Source organism: Sediminicola sp. 1XM1-17, assembly GCF_037203765.1.
Taxonomy (GTDB): Bacteria; Bacteroidota; Bacteroidia; order Flavobacteriales; family Flavobacteriaceae; genus Sediminicola.
The window spans coordinates 248750-266801 of record NZ_JBBCAS010000002.1 but is presented as its reverse complement, the minus strand read 5'-3'; the positions used below and the strand labels follow the sequence as shown (position 1 = coordinate 266801).

Annotated in this window: 16 protein-coding genes; 15 read left to right on the top strand and 1 reads right to left on the bottom strand. The window is 40.2% G+C overall.

The window, feature by feature from the left end:
- Positions 1-3: 3 nt before the first annotated feature.
- From WAA86_RS04175 to WAA86_RS04160, 4 genes are read left to right on the top strand one after another with little or no spacing between them, the layout of a single operon-like run.
- Positions 4-2445 carry a hypothetical protein gene (locus tag WAA86_RS04175; RefSeq protein ID WP_337299726.1) on the top strand — a complete coding sequence of 814 codons (2442 nt, stop codon included), beginning with the start codon at positions 4-6 and terminating at the stop codon, positions 2443-2445.
- On the top strand, positions 2438-3865 hold the full coding sequence (locus WAA86_RS04170) for a glycosyltransferase family 2 protein (RefSeq protein ID WP_337299725.1): 1428 nt from the start codon (positions 2438-2440) through the stop codon (positions 3863-3865). Before WAA86_RS04175 ends, WAA86_RS04170 begins: the two co-directional genes overlap by 8 nt.
- A gap of 5 nt (positions 3866-3870) precedes the next feature.
- Positions 3871-6270: a sulfatase-like hydrolase/transferase gene (locus WAA86_RS04165; RefSeq protein WP_337299724.1), complete on the top strand. Its 2400-nt coding sequence runs from the start codon at positions 3871-3873 to the stop codon at positions 6268-6270.
- The gene (locus WAA86_RS04160) at positions 6267-7535 is read left to right on the top strand and encodes a YaiO family outer membrane beta-barrel protein (protein ID WP_337299723.1); all 1269 of its coding nucleotides are present in this window, start codon (positions 6267-6269) and stop codon (positions 7533-7535) included. Before WAA86_RS04165 ends, WAA86_RS04160 begins: the two co-directional genes overlap by 4 nt.
- Positions 7536-7990: 455 nt before the next feature.
- Here WAA86_RS04160 and WAA86_RS04155 read toward each other — a convergent pair whose 3' ends face one another.
- Positions 7991-8854 carry a sigma-70 family RNA polymerase sigma factor gene (locus tag WAA86_RS04155; RefSeq protein ID WP_337299722.1) on the bottom strand — a complete coding sequence of 288 codons (864 nt, stop codon included), beginning with the start codon at positions 8852-8854 and terminating at the stop codon, positions 7991-7993.
- A gap of 190 nt (positions 8855-9044) precedes the next feature.
- Between WAA86_RS04155 and WAA86_RS04150 the strand changes: the two genes are divergently transcribed.
- The 11 genes from WAA86_RS04150 (at position 9045) to WAA86_RS04100 (ending at position 18030) form a co-directional block, all read left to right on the top strand.
- Positions 9045-9554: a DUF6155 family protein gene (locus WAA86_RS04150; RefSeq protein ID WP_337299721.1), complete on the top strand. Its 510-nt coding sequence runs from the start codon at positions 9045-9047 to the stop codon at positions 9552-9554.
- Positions 9555-9557: 3 nt separating this feature from the next.
- Positions 9558-10481, top strand: a complete 924-nt coding sequence (locus WAA86_RS04145; protein ID WP_337299720.1) for a 2-hydroxyacid dehydrogenase — start codon at positions 9558-9560, stop codon at positions 10479-10481.
- A 107-nt stretch (positions 10482-10588) separates the two neighbouring features.
- Complete coding sequence (locus tag WAA86_RS04140; protein ID WP_337299719.1) at positions 10589-12100, top strand: DEAD/DEAH box helicase; 1512 nt, start codon at positions 10589-10591, stop codon at positions 12098-12100.
- Positions 12101-12103: 3 nt separating this feature from the next.
- Positions 12104-13354 (top strand): glycosyltransferase, encoded by a 1251-nt coding sequence (locus WAA86_RS04135; RefSeq protein WP_337299718.1) that lies wholly within the window; start codon positions 12104-12106, stop codon positions 13352-13354.
- Between the two features lie 68 nt (positions 13355-13422).
- Positions 13423-14265, top strand: coding sequence for a 1,4-dihydroxy-2-naphthoyl-CoA synthase (locus WAA86_RS04130; RefSeq protein WP_337299717.1), 843 nt, complete (start codon positions 13423-13425; stop codon positions 14263-14265).
- Between the two features lie 261 nt (positions 14266-14526).
- Positions 14527-15141 (top strand): DEAD/DEAH box helicase, encoded by a 615-nt coding sequence (locus tag WAA86_RS04125; protein WP_337299716.1) that lies wholly within the window; start codon positions 14527-14529, stop codon positions 15139-15141.
- 10 nt (positions 15142-15151) lie between these two features.
- Positions 15152-15382, top strand: a complete 231-nt coding sequence (locus tag WAA86_RS04120) for a putative signal transducing protein (RefSeq protein WP_337299715.1) — start codon at positions 15152-15154, stop codon at positions 15380-15382.
- A 352-nt stretch (positions 15383-15734) separates the two neighbouring features.
- On the top strand, positions 15735-16265 hold the full coding sequence (locus tag WAA86_RS04115) for an SRPBCC family protein (RefSeq protein ID WP_337299714.1): 531 nt from the start codon (positions 15735-15737) through the stop codon (positions 16263-16265).
- A 12-nt stretch (positions 16266-16277) separates the two neighbouring features.
- Entirely contained in the window at positions 16278-16664 is a 387-nt protein-coding gene (locus WAA86_RS04110; RefSeq protein WP_337299713.1) for an SRPBCC domain-containing protein, read from the top strand.
- A gap of 365 nt (positions 16665-17029) precedes the next feature.
- Positions 17030-17461 (top strand): BLUF domain-containing protein, encoded by a 432-nt coding sequence (locus tag WAA86_RS04105; protein WP_337299712.1) that lies wholly within the window; start codon positions 17030-17032, stop codon positions 17459-17461.
- A 137-nt stretch (positions 17462-17598) separates the two neighbouring features.
- Positions 17599-18030: a BLUF domain-containing protein gene (locus WAA86_RS04100; RefSeq protein ID WP_337299711.1), complete on the top strand. Its 432-nt coding sequence runs from the start codon at positions 17599-17601 to the stop codon at positions 18028-18030.
- The last annotated feature ends 22 nt before the right edge of the window (positions 18031-18052 follow it).

The following is an 18052-nucleotide window of genomic DNA, read 5'->3' as shown; positions in this document are numbered from 1 at the left end:
TTCATGAACCAACTAACAATATATAGCTATGCGCTGTTAGATATTCCCAAGATCCACACGGATCTTTTATGGGATCTAACGCTATTGTTTTCTGTATTGGCCTTGGTGTATTTTGGAGTGATCTTTTTCTTTAGAAATAAATTCACGTCAAAGACCAAGATGATCTCCGAGAGAAAAAAACAACTTTCTCCTATGATCAGTGAGTTTTTGTTTTTCGATGCCAATAATTCAAGTGAGGAAGAGTACAAAAATTATATCCATCTTAAGATTGAGATCAGGGATCTGATCAAGGACGAGTTCAATCATCAGATCTTATCGGACATCCTGATTGATCTTCAGAAAGATGTATCTGGAGAAACCTTGGAGCGCCTCTACAAGCTTTTTAAGGACTTGGGGCTTCACAACAACGCATTTGATAAACTAAGAAGTTACCGATGGCAGGTGGTTTCCCAAGGGATTATGGAGCTTACCCATATGAGTGTCACAGAATCTTATGGTTTTATTACAAAATTCATCAACGACAAGAGGGGAACAGTCCGGAAACAAGCCGAATTGGCCACAGTTTCCTTGGAAGAAAGAGGTATATCCCACTTTTTAGATACCACTCGGTACCAAATATCGGAATGGCAACAGCTTAAGTTAATGGATATCCTAAGGAACAGGGAAGACTTTACCCCCCCACGATTCAAGCGATGGTTGACCTCCAATAATAAAGGCGTAGTCCTTTTTGCCCTTCGTTTGTTAAAGTTTTATGACCAAAATGACGCCAATAACATGCTAATACAATTGGTTCGCCACAAAAACAAGCAGATCAAGGAGGAAGCTATCAGTTGTATCCAAAAATTTGGTGTCGTGGAAGCTTTGGACACTCTTAAAGCAGTCTTTTGGAACAGCAACGTTAACGGTAAAGTCTTGATTTTGGATACCATATCTGAATTGGGAAGTATCAACGATATAGAGTTTCTGCAAAATGTTGAAAATAAGTCTTTTAACTTTATTGTAAAAAGTAAAGCTTTAAGTACTATCCATCTATTGTCTCCCGATACAGCTATGTCTGCCGAAGACCTGGAGGACATTGATGGAGACCAAAATTTTATGGCTCCCGAAATTCAGTCTACCCAAGAAGAGGTAGAGGAAGATATAGCAATAGCCACAGAAATTCCGGCCACAGAAACAGTAACCAAGGAAGAAGAAAAAGATATTTCTGAAATAACACCTCCTGAGGAAATCACGCTAGAAGAGGAGATTTTGGCCGAGGATTTTCCAAAGGATATTATAGAGAGTCCTACAGAGGCCTATGAAGATCCTGAAATCCATGCCTTGGAAGAACAAAGAAAGAACCATATCAATGAGCAACCCATGAAGGAAGAGAAAAAAGAAAAATCAGCAAAAGAAACCTTCATTTTGAGTATGGAGGATTTAAAGAATTTAGAAGTGATATCTGATGAAATTCTTTATGCCATGGATTACGAATCCTTTGACAAGTTTTTAAACGAAATTCCAGATTTGGATGATTTCATTGCCAAGGACACCGAAGAACCCCTGATCAAGTTCAAGCCAGATTTTAACGGGCTTCGTCTGGATAAGGACCGGACCGCATCCAATGACAATTTCTATGAGGATATTTTTTCAAAGAAAGATGATTGTGACAAAAATATACTTCTGGATACCATTTATGACGTTGGTGACGAACGGGAGATACCTATTTTAAAACAAATCATAGTCAATGAGGAAAATGTTGGTATAAGAGATAAGGCTTTGAAAATACTAAATGGTATTTCTGAACAAAACCATTGGTATTCGGAAGAAGAGGGAGCAGTCCTGGAAATTGAAAAAATAAGGGATCGCTGTATTTTTAAACCTCTTTTTGAAACGGCAGATCTGGAGACCAAATTAATGTTATTGGATCAAATAGGAGCCATAGGGGACACCAAGGAGATAAAGTTCCTAAATGCCCTCTTGGAAACTGAGAACCAGATCCTTAAGAAAAAAATTGAACAGACCTTAATACTATTGGAAGAACGCTTGCAGCTGGTTCCTGTCGAGGCTGATTCAGAGGAAGGGAATGAATCATCCCGGCAGCAATATGGAGGAGGAATATGCCCAAAGGCCAAGGAGTCCGATGATCCCTTACCAGCGTCAGGAATTCTCATGTTGGATGAGGAAATCCCCATCGAAAAAACCGACAAGCCCTATTCTGTAGAAAATTTTCAAAACACCAAAGGTAAAATGCCTTTGGATTTTTGCTTTTTATTGGACGACCTTAGCATTAGGCCATCACCTTCAGATCTTTTGGAAGTTGATTTTGAACTTGATCCTGTAAAGGACCAGCATACGAATATGAAGCAAGGAGAACAGCCGAAAAATGAGCCATCGTCCTCCCTGTCCATCTTGGATCAAATTCTTTCCTTACCTGCTAAAATAAAGGACATTTTTAATGGATAGTGGACTATTCAATATCATCCTGGATTACATAAACATCGTTTTTCTGGTGTTTACCGTGGTGTTGTTCATCATGTTCACCTTTATGGGGTATCTTTCTACCAGAAACTCCCTTCATTACAAAAACAAAAACAGTTTTGGGGATCTGTCCAAAATAATGGCTTCACCCATGGCCCCCAGTATCACCATTATTGCCCCTGCCTATAATGAGGGACTTACCATTGTGGAAAACATACGTTCGCTACTTTCACTGCAGTACGTGAATTATGAGGTCATGGTTGTGAATGATGGCAGCAAGGACGATACCTTGGAGAAGATGATTGCGGCCTATGACCTTGTCAAAATAGACAAAAAAATAGATCCCAACTGGCAATCCAAGCCCATCCGTGGCATTTACAAGTCAAAACAAAGGTCCTTTTCCAAGCTAACCGTAATAGATAAAGAAAACGGGGGTAAATCCGACGCCCTGAATACGGGAATGCATTTATCTGAAAATAAATATGTTGGATGTATTGACGTGGATTGCCTATTGCTACCAGAATCCCTGTTACATGTGGTCAAATCGTTCTACCAGCGCTCCCAAAAAAGGGTGATAGCGGTAGGTGGTGTCATTAGGGTAGCAAATTCCTGTAAAATTGCCGGTGGCATGTTGGAGGAAATCCGTTTGCCAAAAAATTGGTTGGCCAAATTTCAGCTTTTGGAGTATACCCGTTCCTTTTTATTGGGAAGAATGGCCTGGGGGAGAATTGACAGTCTCTTGATCATTTCAGGGGCCTTTGGCTTCTTTGATCGGGAAATTGCTTTGGCCGTTGGGGGCTATGATACCAAAACAGTAGGGGAGGATATGGAAATTGTCTTCAAAATGCGCAGGTATATGCATGATCGCGAGGAGCCTTATACCATTGAGTATATCCCTGATCCCTTATGCTGGACCGAGGTGCCCGAAAGTTTGAAAATTTTGGTAAACCAAAGGGATCGTTGGTCCAGAGGTAATTTGGAGACCTTGCAAAAACACAAGGATATGTTCTTCAATCCCAAATATGGCAAGCTGGGAATGATAAGTTATCCCTATTGGTTTTTTTATGAATGGCTGGCTCCCATATTGGAATTCTTTGGTTTTTTCTCCATTATACTTTTCTATTACCTAGGGATCCTAAACTGGAACTTTTTTGTGGCAATTACCTTGTCCATTTATGCATATACGATAATGTATTCATTTTATGCCATTTTGTGGGATGTGTATTCTTACAACCAATACACCAAAACCAAGGATATATTGACACTAATGCTATTTGCCATTTTGGAACCTGTAATTTTTCACCCTATCGTGGTATATTCGGCAGTAAGAGGTAACTATAAGAAGTTGTTCAACATCAAATCTGGTTGGGGAGTAATAACACGTAAAGGATTTAGTAAAGCCTAAGATACATGCAGGTAGAGGAAAAGATTAAAAAACAGGGGACAAGGAAAACCTTACGGGAATATACCCGTTTGGTCATTGCCTTTTTTGGCTGTTTGGTCATTATCTCTTTCTATCAATTTATTCGGCTATACCTGAGCGGGGTATTGGACAGTTTTGTGGGCAAGAGCCTTTTGCTGTTACTATTTCACCATCTCGGATATGCCTCCCTAATTGGACTATTGCTGGTTTTTAGTTTCAATTTTCTAGAAGCACGGAAGCCTAATCTAGGATTTGTAAGTACCATCATTCTCTTGGTTGCTGGCTTATTGACCGAGGTATTGCTTACGGAATACTATCTCGCCAATTATGAGATCCTAGAAGTGAACATTCTTGGCCTTTCTTGGAACGGTGTAAATATCTGGAAGATCAGCACCATATTTTTGATCGCCATTATAGGAATATGCATTCTCCTTTATCTTTTTTATAGGATAACTTCAAAGGTGCATCGTCTTATGAATAGAATGTACCCCTTGACCATTGTCTTCTTTAGTATCTTCCTGGCGGCACTTGCCTCGGAAAAAAAGCCTATCAATGAGAATAAAACTCAACACCTTACCGTGAGTTTGGCAGAGGCTTGGCTAGATCTAAACAAATATGATGGTAAAGTAGAGTACCCACTCCTTAAACCATCGATTATCAAGGACGATTTAGGGGCCTATTTCAATCTCGGCAAGGAAAAACCAAATATTGTAATCCTGATCGTTGAAGGTCTGGGGTCCGACTTCCTTGGAAAAGATCCCATTTACAAAGGGTTTACCCCATATCTCGAATCTTTAAAGGACAGATCGCTATTTTGGAACAATTATGTAAGCAATGTGGGGCAAAGCTCTGAAGCACTTCCCAGCATCATTGGTTCCCTGCCTTTTGGTAAGACCGGTTTTACCAACTCGGAGACGCCAGTGGAACGCAATACCCTATATGGACTCCTAAAAACCAATGGATATTATACCTCTTTTAATTATGGGGGCAATAGCAGTATAAATTTTCTTGACAAGTTTCTTTACGAAGAAAGGGTAGATTATATATTGGACAGAAAGAATTTTGACAATTCCTATGAACTACAAAAGGAAGATGCCGCAGGTTTTTCGTTGGGTTACCCCGATAAAGAACTATACAAAAAATACGCCCTGGATTTTATAGAATATCCCTATGCCAGATTTGATGTAATCCAAACCTTGAGCACCAAAAACCCTACCCTCATACCAAACCTCGCCTATTACGAGGACAAAGTAGAAAGGATCGTACATAAATTGGACCTCGGCTCAAAACCAATGAAAATTGTGGAGAAAAATAAGGAAGTTTTTGCCGGGCTTTACTATACGGACCAAAGCATCAAGTTCTTTATGAACAATTACAATAAAAAAAGAGCTTTTAAGAACACCATCTTTATCATTACGGGTACACATAACCTATCCGATCTACCACAAGAAAACAAACTGGACAGGTATAGGGTTCCTTTACTAATCTACAGTCCCCTCCTTAAAAACCCAAAACAATTCAATTCTTTATCCTCCCATGCAGATTTGGCCCCTAGCATCATGTCTCTACTCGCCCAAAAGTATCAAATACAGCTTCCCACAGAAACGGCTTGGCTCGGCACCAGCCTTATAAACAAGGAAATTTTTGATGAAGGAAAAGAAATCCTTTTCCTCAGGGAAAAAAATAACATAAGGGAGTATATTAAGGGTGGTCATTTTATTTCCAGAAGATCAGTGTATAAGCTCGGTCACAATTTGGAACTTGCCGCGGAAGAGAATGGCGCAATTATAGAGAAGGTCAAAGATGGATTTAGCCTCTCCAAGGCCGTAAATTCCTATTTGAACAGTAATAACAAGATTATTCCCACATCCCTAGCACTATTCAAAAAACCCAATAATGAGTTTACCAAACAGGAACAGATATGGGTGAACAGTGTTTTTAGTGGTGCCGATTTTGATAACGCCTATACCACTGCAAGAGAGCTTGCGTTGAACAATGAACGGGAAAGGGCCATACTACTGAGTAGGTACATCCTAACAAAAATTCCAGGGCATGCAGACACAGAAATTCTTTTGGGCAGGGTAAATGCCTGGAACGGCGAGTATGGAGAGAGTATATCCATTCTCAAAGAGGTTATCCGAAAATACCCCAACTACATTGATGGGTACGCTGCTTTACTGGATGTATATTTCTGGTCAGATAAAAACGAAGAGGCCTTATTATTGATAGACCCATTGAAAAAACATAACATTAAATCCCCTGAGATCATAAAAAAAATGTCCAGGGCCAAGGAAAAAATGGAATTGTATGCACTTGAAAATCCAAATTCGGTGTATTTTGACCACACAAAAATTAACGCATATTTAGATCAGGCCTCCCTACAATGAATCCTATAAAGTTCCATATCCTATTCCTGTTCATGGTGATATCCGTTTGGGTGCATTCCCAAGAAAGCATGACCGGAAAAACTCCTGAGGAAAGCTTTTCAGAGGCACAACAGCTGGCATTCAATGACAAACGGGACGATGCCCGGGACTTACTGATGGATATATTACATAAAAGCCCAAACTATCACGATGCCCGGATATTACTGGCTAAAACATATAGTTGGGATGCCGACTATATAAACGCTAGAAATGAATTCAACAAGGTTCTTTCTCAGGACAAAATGGCAAAAGATGCATGGATTGGGGCTATCAACAATGAGCTATATGCCAATAATTTTTATTTGGCGCTTGGGCTATCCAATAAATCACTACTCTATATCAAACAAGACCGGGACCTATCATTATTAAAGGCAAAGGCTACCAGCTCCATAGGCGAGGTTCCCTTGGCCATTGACCTATTGTCCGGTCATCTCAAAACGTTTGGGCAGGATACTGTTGCCAAAGCATTGTACAGGGAACTTAAAGAACAGGTTAATGTGAACAGCTTGGGAGTGTCTGCATCCGCGGAAGTTTTTGATATCGTTTATGATCCCATGGCAGCACTTAAAATTGACTATAAAAGGATGACCCCCTTTGGGAGCATTGCGGCCCATATCAACTATGGTTACCGATTTGGAATGGAAGGGATCCAATATGGTCTTGAACTATACCCTAAAATCACGAATAATGTAAATGCCCATTTAACCTATTCCTATTCCCAGGCTGAGATTTTTCCACAGAACTTGATAGGAGGTGAGATCTACCTTACCTTGCCCAATGCGTTGGAAGCTTCTTTGGGAGGTAGATATTACGATTTTGAGAATTCTACCGCTACCGTTTTAACCGGCTCCTTGGGGATGTACCGTGGAAATTACTATTTTTCATTTCGCCCTTACGTGACTCCTGTTCCCAATGCATCGCCCAGTTTTTCTGGAGCTCTGGATGTCAGGAAATACGGTAAGACCGCAAAGAACTACATAGGAGCAGTTGTCAGTTATGGGTTTCTTCCAGAGCTGACCCAATTGAACATCAACAACCAATTGATTTCAGAAACGGTCCTATACTTGGAATCACAGCGCTTGAATTTGATCTATCAATTCCCGTCCAAAAATTTGCAGAACCTTTGGAAACTGCAGGCTGGAGTATTGAGACAGGAACTAATCTTTGATCCCGAACGTTTTGTTTGGTCGGTTTCGGCGGGCATTAACTATAGATTTATGTTCTGATCAACTTTGGTTGCCCAATAGGGAACTACTTTTGACAACAAAAAAAAGCATCTTCACCACAAAAAATTTTTTCATTTGCGGCATTTGGATAAGTTTACTGCATAGTTTAAAGTCCCAAGTTTAAATTAACTAAAACCCGAACTTAATTATGTTATACGACACCTACGGAGAGGAATACTTAATTTTCCTTAAAGATTTAAATGAAATTTTGAGTTTAAACGAATTGGTGGAGCTAGACTATTTATAGCCTAATAACATCATTACTAAAACCCCAAATTATGGCAAACCAAAATCAAGACAACGCAGCTTATTTAAGCTTTATGCAAGATTTAAACGAAATCTTGGTCAACTTCAACATCAACAAGTTGAATTATTCATAGTGACCAAAAGGACCACTAAAAAAGGAGCATCCAAACAGGTGCTCCTTTTTTTATTCCATATATGTTGACCAACTCTTATCCCAGATACGTCTTCAGTATTTTGCTCCTGGAATTATGTCTTAGCTTTCTAATGGCTTTTTCCCTTATTTGTCGTACCCTTTCCCTTGTAAGGTCAAAAGTCTGACCTATTTCCGCTAGCGTCATGGAGTGTTGGTCCCCAATTCCGTAATATAATTTAACCACATCGGCTTCCCTTTGCGATAGGGTATCCAAAGCCCTGTTTATTTCTGTATTCAGGGACTGCAGTAATAATTTCTTATCTGGATTTGGTGACTCTCCGGAACGTAGCACGTCATAAAGATTGGAGTTTTCTCCTTCTATCAAGGGAGCATCCATACTTACATGCCTACCTGAGTTTTTCATGGACTGCTTTACCTCACTCACGGAAAGTTCAAGCTCTTTGGCTATTTCTTCCGCGGATGGCGGGCGCTCATGGGATTGTTCCAAATAGGAAAAGGCCTTTTTGATCTTGTTGATGGATCCGATCTTGTTCAAGGGCAACCTAACAATCCGCGATTGTTCTGCCAATGCTTGTAGGATGGATTGCCTGATCCACCACACTGCATAGGATATGAATTTAAAACCTCTGGTTTCATCAAAGCGTTTTGCGGCTTTTACCAGACCAACATTCCCCTCATTGATCAAGTCAGGTAATTTTAGTCCCTGATTCTGGTACTGTTTGGCTACGGATACAACAAATCTTAAATTAGCTGTAGTTAATTTGTTCAAGGCCACTTGATCCCCCGCTCTTATCCTCTGCGCCAGCTCCACCTCTTCATTTGCGGTTATCATGTCTATTTTACTGATATCTTGCAAGTACTTGTCCAATGATTTTGATTCCCTGTTTGTTACTTGCTTGATGATCTTTAGTTGCCTCATATATGAATTTTTGATTTAGATAGTTTACAAGTCTATATGATACATTATTTTTATGGATAATCCAAAAAAGTCTATGATTTTGACTGTTTTTTTAAGAAAAATTTAAGTTTTAAGTGGAAATACACTAAAAAATGATTGAAATATTCAATCATATACTATTTTTGGACAAACAATATCCTGATAACCGTATATGAGCAAAAGGGCCTTAAAAAAATATCTTGCAGATCTGAAGCAAGAGGAGTTGTCAGACCAGCTTTTGGACCTATATGAACGTTTCCCGGTAGTTAAGGAATACTATGATTTTGTTTTCAATCCCAAAGAGGATAAAATGGTACAGGAAGCAAAAGTGAAAATAGCGAACGAATATTTTCCTGTGAAACGAAAAAGGCCCAAGGCCAGAAGATCCGTAGCCCAAAAATTCATCAAACATTTTTTGAAATTAGGGGTGGAGCCGCAACTGATTGCAGATGTCATGTTGTACAACGTAGAGATCGCACAAGCATTCTCAGCTGATAAAAATGTCCCGGAAGCTTTTTACAAGAGTATGCTCAATTCATTCACAGAGGCCGTCCAGTATGTGGCCATAAATGCCCTTTTGCCCGATTTTAAAGAACGTATAGTCAAGGTATTTCAAGCTACCCAAAATCAAAAGTGGCCCAATGAAGATGAATTTTCGAGGGCCTTGGATATAATAGACTAATTTATGGCCATAGTAATCATCAGACAGGACGGAAAGGCTTCCCAGTGGAAAGAAATGCTTCAAAAAGAAGCCAATGAGATCCCTATTTACGAATTTGGAGAAGAACATCCCATGGAGGGGATCAATATGGCTTTGGTGTGGCAACATCCCAAGGGTTCACTAAAAAACTATCCTGACCTAAAATGTGTGGCGTCCATGGGCGCTGGAGTAGATTTTATTATGGCAGATCCGGATGTTTCCGGCAATATGACGGTTACTAGGGTTGTAGACCCTATGCTGGCCAGTGACATGTCCGAGTTCGTAATTGCCTGTGTCTTTGCCCATTTAAAGAATTTACATTTCTATGGTCAACAAGAATCGAAAAAAAGTTGGACAAGGAGAGCGTATTTGCGGAAGCAGGACGTTACCGTCGGAATCATGGGATTGGGGGAGTTGGGCAGTACCCTTGCCAGGGATCTTCAACAAATGGGATTCAAAGTACAGGGATGGGCCAACTCCAAAAAGGAGGGGATACCTACCTTTAAGGGGGAGCAGGAACTCACAGCATTCTTAACTACCACCTCCATTTTGGTATGTTTACTACCATTGACCGAGGACACCAAAGGAATACTGAACAAGGCTCTGTTGTCTCAATTGCCCAAGGAGGCCTATGTAATCAATGTAGCCAGGGGAGGCCATTTGGTGGAATCGGATCTTCTCGAGCTGATCAACAATGGACATTTGTCCGGTGCAAGCCTTGACGTATTTTCCCAAGAACCCCTACCGGAAGAACACCCCTTTTGGAACCATCCCAATATCCATATTACACCCCACATTGCAAGTGTATCTTCCCCTAGCTCCATTGTGCCACAGCTCTTGGAAAATTATCACAGATTGATGAACAACACGGCATTAATCAATGTGGTATCGGCCTCCAAAGGATATTAAAATTTTCATATTTCAGGGATTAAAATTTCATTAGAGGGAAAAAACTGCTAATTTTGAAAGGTTCCCTCAACACCAAAATGTTAGAACCCTAAAAAACCTTCAACCTATTGGAGATTAAAAAAGAACAAGTAGAAAAGACCCTTTACGATTATCAATTAGAGGATCTGAATACCATTTTCAAACATTTGGAAGAATCTCCCGAAGGTTCCAATTTGTTGTACCAATTACCCACGGGAGGAGGAAAAACAGTGGTTTTTTCTGAAATAGCCAAAAGATACATAAGGGAAACTCAAAAAAAAGTAGTGGTTTTGACCCACCGTATTGAGCTTAGTTCGCAAACGTCCAAAATGCTAAAGGGATTTGGGGTAAAGAACAAAATCATCAACAGCGATGTCAAGGAATTGGTGGACCAAGATGAGTTTATGTGCTTTGTGGCCATGGTAGAGACCCTGAACAACCGGTTACAGGAGGACAAGGTGGAGATTAAGAACATTGGCCTTGTTATTATTGATGAGGCACATTACAATTCTTTCAGAAAACTATTTAAATATTTTAAGAACTCAACCATTCTGGGAGTTACCGCAACCCCCCTGAGTTCCAATATAAAACTTCCCATGAAGGACAATTACCAAAAATTGATCATGGGGGAATCTATCAGTAATCTGATCGAAAAAAGGTTTTTGGCCCGTGCCAACATGTACAACAGGGATGTAAGTCTCAAAACCCTAAAATTGGGGATCCATGGAGATTATACCGTTAAATCTTCCGATGAGCTCTACGGTAACCTAAGCATGCAGAGCAAACTTCTGGAGTCTTATGAGGAGATTGCAAAGGGTACCAAAACCCTCATATTCAACAATGGTATCAACACATCAAAATATGTGTGCGAGACCTTCAAAAAGGCCGGTTACAAGATTAAACACCTGGACAATAAGAATACGGCTTCAGAGCGGAAGGAAATATTGAAATGGTTTTCCAATACTCCCGATGCCATTTTGACTTCGGTCAGTATTTTGACCACGGGATTTGACGAGCCATCGGTGGAGACCATTATCTTGAACAGGGCCACCAAATCCCTTACCCTTTATTTTCAGATGATAGGAAGGGGTTCCAGAGTACTGCCAGATAAAGAAGAGTTTACCGTTATTGATCTTGGCAACAATGTAGCGCGATTTGGTATGTGGGATGCCCCTATGGATTGGAAGGAAATATTTCACTTCCCTGATTTTTTCTTGGAAAACATTAGAAATGACGAAGAAATTGAGCGCGATTTTGTTTACGAAATGCCACAAGAGCTCAAGGATAAGTTTTCCAAATCCAGTACTTTGGAATTTGATATCAACGAGGAATATAAGAAAGTATTCGCAGAAGGTTTAAAATCCAAGACCGTATTGGAACGGAGCATAGAGCAACACGCTCAAATTTGTGTGGAAAATAGCGAGGATATTTTTGATGCCCGTATCCTTGCAAAACAGTTAAAAGAAGAGATTGCCTATAGGGTACGGCTGTATTCCTATTGCATCATGAACAACACCAAAAATTATAAAGAATGGTTGGAGGAAGATTACGAAAGGAAACTCCGATCTAGGATTTCTAAAAAATTTGCTTCGAAAATGTAGGTCATGACAGCTATTTTGAAACCAAAAAAAATACTGATCATAGGCTTTGTCTGGCCAGAACCCAATTCAACCGCTGCCGGATCCAGAATGCACCAATTGTTGCTTTTTTTCAAACGCAACAACTGCAAGATCACCTTTGCCAGTACCGCACAGGAATCGGACTTTTCCTTGGACTTGAAATCCATGGGGATAATGCCCGAGCAAATTCTTTTGAACGATTCCGGTTTTGACCAATTCATCCGTAAAATAGACCCGGACCTGGTTCTATTCGATAGGTTTCTAACGGAGGAACAGTTTGGGTGGCGAGTGGCCAAACAATGCCCCAATGCCCTGAGGGTATTGGACACAGAGGATTTACACTCCTTGAGATCTGTTCGTTTAGAGGCCAAAAAGAACAAAGTTTTACCTTCCATCGATACTTGGAAGCAAGCAGAAATTACCAAAAGGGAAATGGCCAGTATCTACAGAAGTGATCTGAGCCTTATTATTTCCAGCTACGAGATGGAACTGTTGGTCAATGAAATAAACGTAGCCCAGGACCTGCTAATGCATTTGCCTTTTATGTTGGACACCATACATAAAGAGGTTCAATCAAAATGGCTGCCCTTTGGGGACAGAAAAGATTTTATTTGCATCGGTAACGGAAAACATGCTCCCAACATAGATGCCATCCGATGGCTGAAGGATGAAATTTGGCCACAAATAAGACAACAATTACCCACTGTAAACCTAAGGATCTATGGAGCCTACCTACCGGAGCGAGTGCTGCAGTTAAACCAACCGAAAGAGGGATTTTTGGTCATGGGTAGGGCAGAGGATGCCAAGGAGGTAGTAGGGAAGGCCAGGGTAAGTTTGGCCCCCCTCCGATTTGGGGCAGGGATTAAGGGGAAATTGGTAGACGCCATGCTCTGTGGTACGCCCAGTGTTTCAACGGATATAGGTGCAGAAGGTATGAATGACAACCTTCCGTGGAGTGGTATGATCTCCAATGATGCAAAAGGCATTGCAGATCATGCCGTAGCACTTTATACCTATAAGCATAGATGGAAAAAATGTCAAGAAAACGGAGTGGCTATCATCGATCAAGTATATAACAAGAGTCTGTTGGAGGAGCGTCTGTTGGAGCGGATCAATTCAGTGTTCGATAGGCTTCCAGCGCATAGAACCGGCAATTTCATTGGTTCCATGTTGCTGCACCATTCCATGGCCAGCACCAAATATTTGGCCAAATGGATTGAAGCCAAAAATCAGTAGCCCTATTGGCTTCTATCGCGTCTAGAAGCGTTATTTTTGTATTTTGAAAATGTTTATAATCACAAATCATGAGTAAGATCAACTGGAAAGTAGTCAAGGAATTTGAAGATATAACCTATAAAAAATGTGATGGGGTAGCCCGTATCGCATTTAACCGCCCCGATGTGCGCAACGCCTTTAGGCCAAAGACCACTAAAGAATTGTACGAAGCCTTTTACGACGCACAGGAGGATACCTCCATTGGCGTAGTATTGCTCTCTGCAGAAGGCCCCTCTACCAAAGATGGGGTGTATTCCTTTTGTAGCGGTGGTGATCAAAAGGCAAGGGGACACCAGGGATATGTAGGGGAAGACGGTATGCACCGTTTAAATATTCTAGAGGTCCAACGGTTGATCCGTTTTATGCCCAAAGCCGTTATTGCAGTGGTCCCAGGTTGGGCCGTGGGAGGGGGACACAGCCTTCATGTGGTCTGTGACCTTACCCTTGCCAGTAAGGAGCATGCCATTTTTAAGCAGACAGACGCCGATGTCACCAGCTTTGACGGGGGATATGGGTCTGCATATCTGGCAAAAATGGTAGGACAGAAAAAGGCTAGGGAAATATTTTTTCTTGGTAGGAATTATACTGCACAAGCAGCCTATGAAATGGGCATGGTGAACGCCGTTATCCCGCACGAGGAATTGGAGGACACCGCTTTTGAATGGGCACAAGAAATTTTGGCGAAGTCTCCAACATCTATAAAAATGCTGAAATTTGCCATGAACCTTACAGATGATGGTATGGTGGGACAACAAGTATTCGCTGGGGAGGCTACCCGATTGGCCTACATGACCGAAGAGGCGAAAGAAGGCAGAAATGCTTTTCTTGAAAAGAGAAAACCAGATTTCGGCAAAAACAAATGGATTCCATAACAGCATCTATCTGTCAACACTTATAAAATTAAAAAAGGACCTTATCCGAGAAGATAAAGTCCTTTTAAGAGAACACTATATGAAAATGAAAAATTCTTATGTCTATTTTGTACACCACTAAAGTAGCTACAATGTAGAGGGTCATGAAATTAATGTTGTGTACCATGGAAAATGTGTGGTGGAAAAACCATTTTTTGTCATTTACAGTATTGTTCCATGCCAAATCCTGTAAGAATTATAATTAAATAGCTGATTTTACCTATGTCATTTAAAAAAATACATCCTGTCCTAAAAGAAAATATAGCTCGTATTGGGATTGATGTCCCAACACCATTTCAAAAAGAAGTGATTTCCAAAATAAAAGGGGGGAGTAGCCTTTTTGCAATAGCCCCAAAAGGAGCTGGAAAAACTACGGCCATGATCATCGCCACCGTTCAGAAACTGGGGGCAGCGGCATTTGAAGATTCACCACGGGCATTGATCTATGTAAAGGACAAGCAATCGGCCTTGGACTTGGCAGAAAAGTTCAAGGAATTTATCTATGGTACGGATTTAAGGGTGTATTGTGCCTATGAGGAACACAACATAGAATTGCAGCGGGAGGAAATATATCTGGGAACAGATATTGTTATTGCAACACCTAAGAGATTAAGTCGTATCTTTTATCTCAACGGGATACATCTGGGGCAATTAAAATTGTTCATGGTAGAGGATACCGAATTTTTGGTTAATGCTGGTGATTATTCCAGTGTGATCCGTATTCCAGAAAGTATAGAAAAATGCCAATACATTATGTTTGGCACCAAGTTTGACAATCGAATGGAGAAAATGCAGGACTCCTTTATGTATAATGCGGAGACCATTTCCGCGGAATAAAACAGGTGATATGGAATCAAAGAACAAATACGTAAGTGTCTTTACTGGAAGTGAAGTAGACGTTATACTTCTGAAGGGGTTATTGGAGGATCAGGGCATAGGCGCATTGGTCAAGAACGAACAGGAATCCGCACGAGTGTCTGGCTTCGGTGGAGGATCTTACTCAGGTGTAAGGTTATATATTTTAGAGTCGGATAAGATTAGGGCCAACCCTATCATTGAAAGCTTTTTGGAGGGTTGATCATTTTCTTTTTTAAAGCGGCCCCAAGATCATGAAAAAAGGCTCCGCCAATGAAGACGAAGCCCTTTTTACGAGAACACTATTGAAAATGAAGTTTTTTTTTACTCTACACGGCTAAAGTAAATTACTTCCAAAGGTTTGGAAAAATAATGTTGTGAAGTGGTCCCTACTTGTGGTAGGGACTATTTTTTTGGTTGTAATCCAATTTTGGTTTTAATAATTCCTGTCCAACACCAAGGCAATATTTGGTTATCTTTACCATATCCGATCCAAATGCCTCCAAACAATTGTAATCCGTAATTGTTTGGATTCATTTTGGAAAGAACCATAATAACCAACTAAAATAGACCACATGTTAAAGAAAATCCTGATCGGCCTGGCCGTTGTAATTGCAATCCCTTTGATAGCTGCCATTTTTGTCAAGAAAGACTATTCCGTTGAGCGTGAGATATTAATTAACAAGCCCAAGGAAGTAGTTTTTGATTATATCAAGCATTTAAAAAACCAAGACAATTTTAGCAAATGGGCCTTAATGGACCCGGATATGAAAAAAACCTATGAAGGTACGGATGGAACGGTAGGGTTTGTTGCAGCCTGGGAAAGTGATAATGATGATGTTGGCAAAGGAGCGCAGGAAATATTGAAAATAGCAGAGGGCAATCGGGTAGATTATGAGCTTAGGTTTTTTGAACCCTTTGAATCCACTGCCTTGGCATACATGACCACAGAAGAAATTGATGCGAATAACACCAAGGTATCCTGGGGCTTCAGTGGTAGCATGGACTATCCCATGAATTTAATGATGGTATTCATGGATATGGAAAAAATGATCGGTGATGATTTTGATGAAGGACTGAAAAACCTAAAGGAAGAACTGGAATAATTTTTTTTCTGGATGGAATTCACCTTAAAAACTACCTTAAACACTACTCCCCAAGCCATTTATGACACCTGGCTAAGTAGTACTGGACATACCGCAATGACAGGGGGAAAGGCCACCGCTTCCAATAAAGTTGGTGAATCTTTTACCGCATGGGACGGATACATTACAGGAAAAAACCTAATTCTAGAGGAGAACAAAAGAATTGTCCAGTCGTGGAGGACCTCACAGTTTGAGCCTCATGAGGAAGATTCCCAAATTGAAGTATTACTGGCTGGAGATAACGGAACCACGGAACTGACATTGGTTCATTCCAAAGTTCCCGAAAGCGGGGAACATTACATCAAAGGTTGGGATGAACATTATTTTCAGCCCATGAAAACGTATTTTTCAAAAGGATAAAAAAGGTGATCAGCTCCTTTTCCTGAGGTTGAAAAGGGAAAGAAAATGTGGTTTTTTGAGGTCTTGTCCGCTGGTTGAAAATCAAGAATACGATTAAACAAAATCTAAAGGAAAGTCCCTACTTAATAGAATTGCAAAAAATTGGGAATACTACAAGAGGATATCTATGATTTTATGAAAACTACAAATTTCCTAATAAGTATTTTAAAATAAAGCCGTTAGCATTGAAAGATGGATTATATATATGCCTAAAGCCGTATCCATAGTGGTTTTAGCCTTTCTCCTTAAATATTTTTTGTTTAATCTTAAGGAGTACCATTAAGTCGAATATTTAATCGTAATTTTGACTTTTACTTCCATCATTTATGTACGAATTAGTATATTCTTCCAAAGCAAAAAAAAGTACGGACCAAAATGCCATCTTGGATATTTTGGAAACTGCTGAAAGGACCAACAATTCCCTTAATGTTACAGGGTGTTTGGTTTACCATAAATCTACCTTTGTTCAGATTTTGGAAGGTAAAAAAAAGGACGTTTTAGAGCTTTACTCCAAGATTTCAAAAGATAGTCGGCATTGGGACGTGGTTACATTATATGAAGGTGAGATCAACAAGAGAAGTTTTGATTCTTGGTCCATGGCCTTCCATAATCTGAATGAGCAAGAATCGACCCCCGGAGACACCCACCTTTTTGAACAAAACCTTTTTATGCTGTCCCAAGTGGTGGATAGAACTACCTCTGCATCCTACCTGTTTTGGTTAAATGTAAGAAAACAGGTTATGGGCTGGATGGCTTAGAACAACCAAATACTTCTTCATTTTAAATGAGATCGAATTCTCAAATACGGACAAATTTCGTATATTTATATAGTAAGCCACTAATTATCAGATAATTGTTGCCTATTGAAAAAAGTCTTATCTCCAAATGAATAGCGATGTTCGAACTAGTCTATTGCTCAAAAGCAAACCAGGATACGGATAGCATCAAAATATTTGAAATTTTGAAAACATCTCGCACCAACAACCAGAAATTTGGAATAACGGGCTGCTTGGTCTTCCACAATGATATTTTCGTTCAAATAATAGAAGGTGATTCCAAAGATATTGACAATCTCTACGCGAATATAGAAAGAGATGAAAGGCATCATCATGTAAAATTGTTATGGGAAGGGCATATTCCACATAGAAACTTCACTGATTGGTCCATGGCCTATCATGATTTGGGCGAAGGGGCCATAAAGGAGGAAGATGTGCTTGCTTTTGAGCAGAATTTGTTCCAGTTATCCGAAACTGTGGATAAAACCTCCCCAGCCTCTTATCTTTTTTGGATCAATGTCCGAAAACAAATTATGGGTTGGATGGTATAATACCAAACTCCCCTTGTTATCA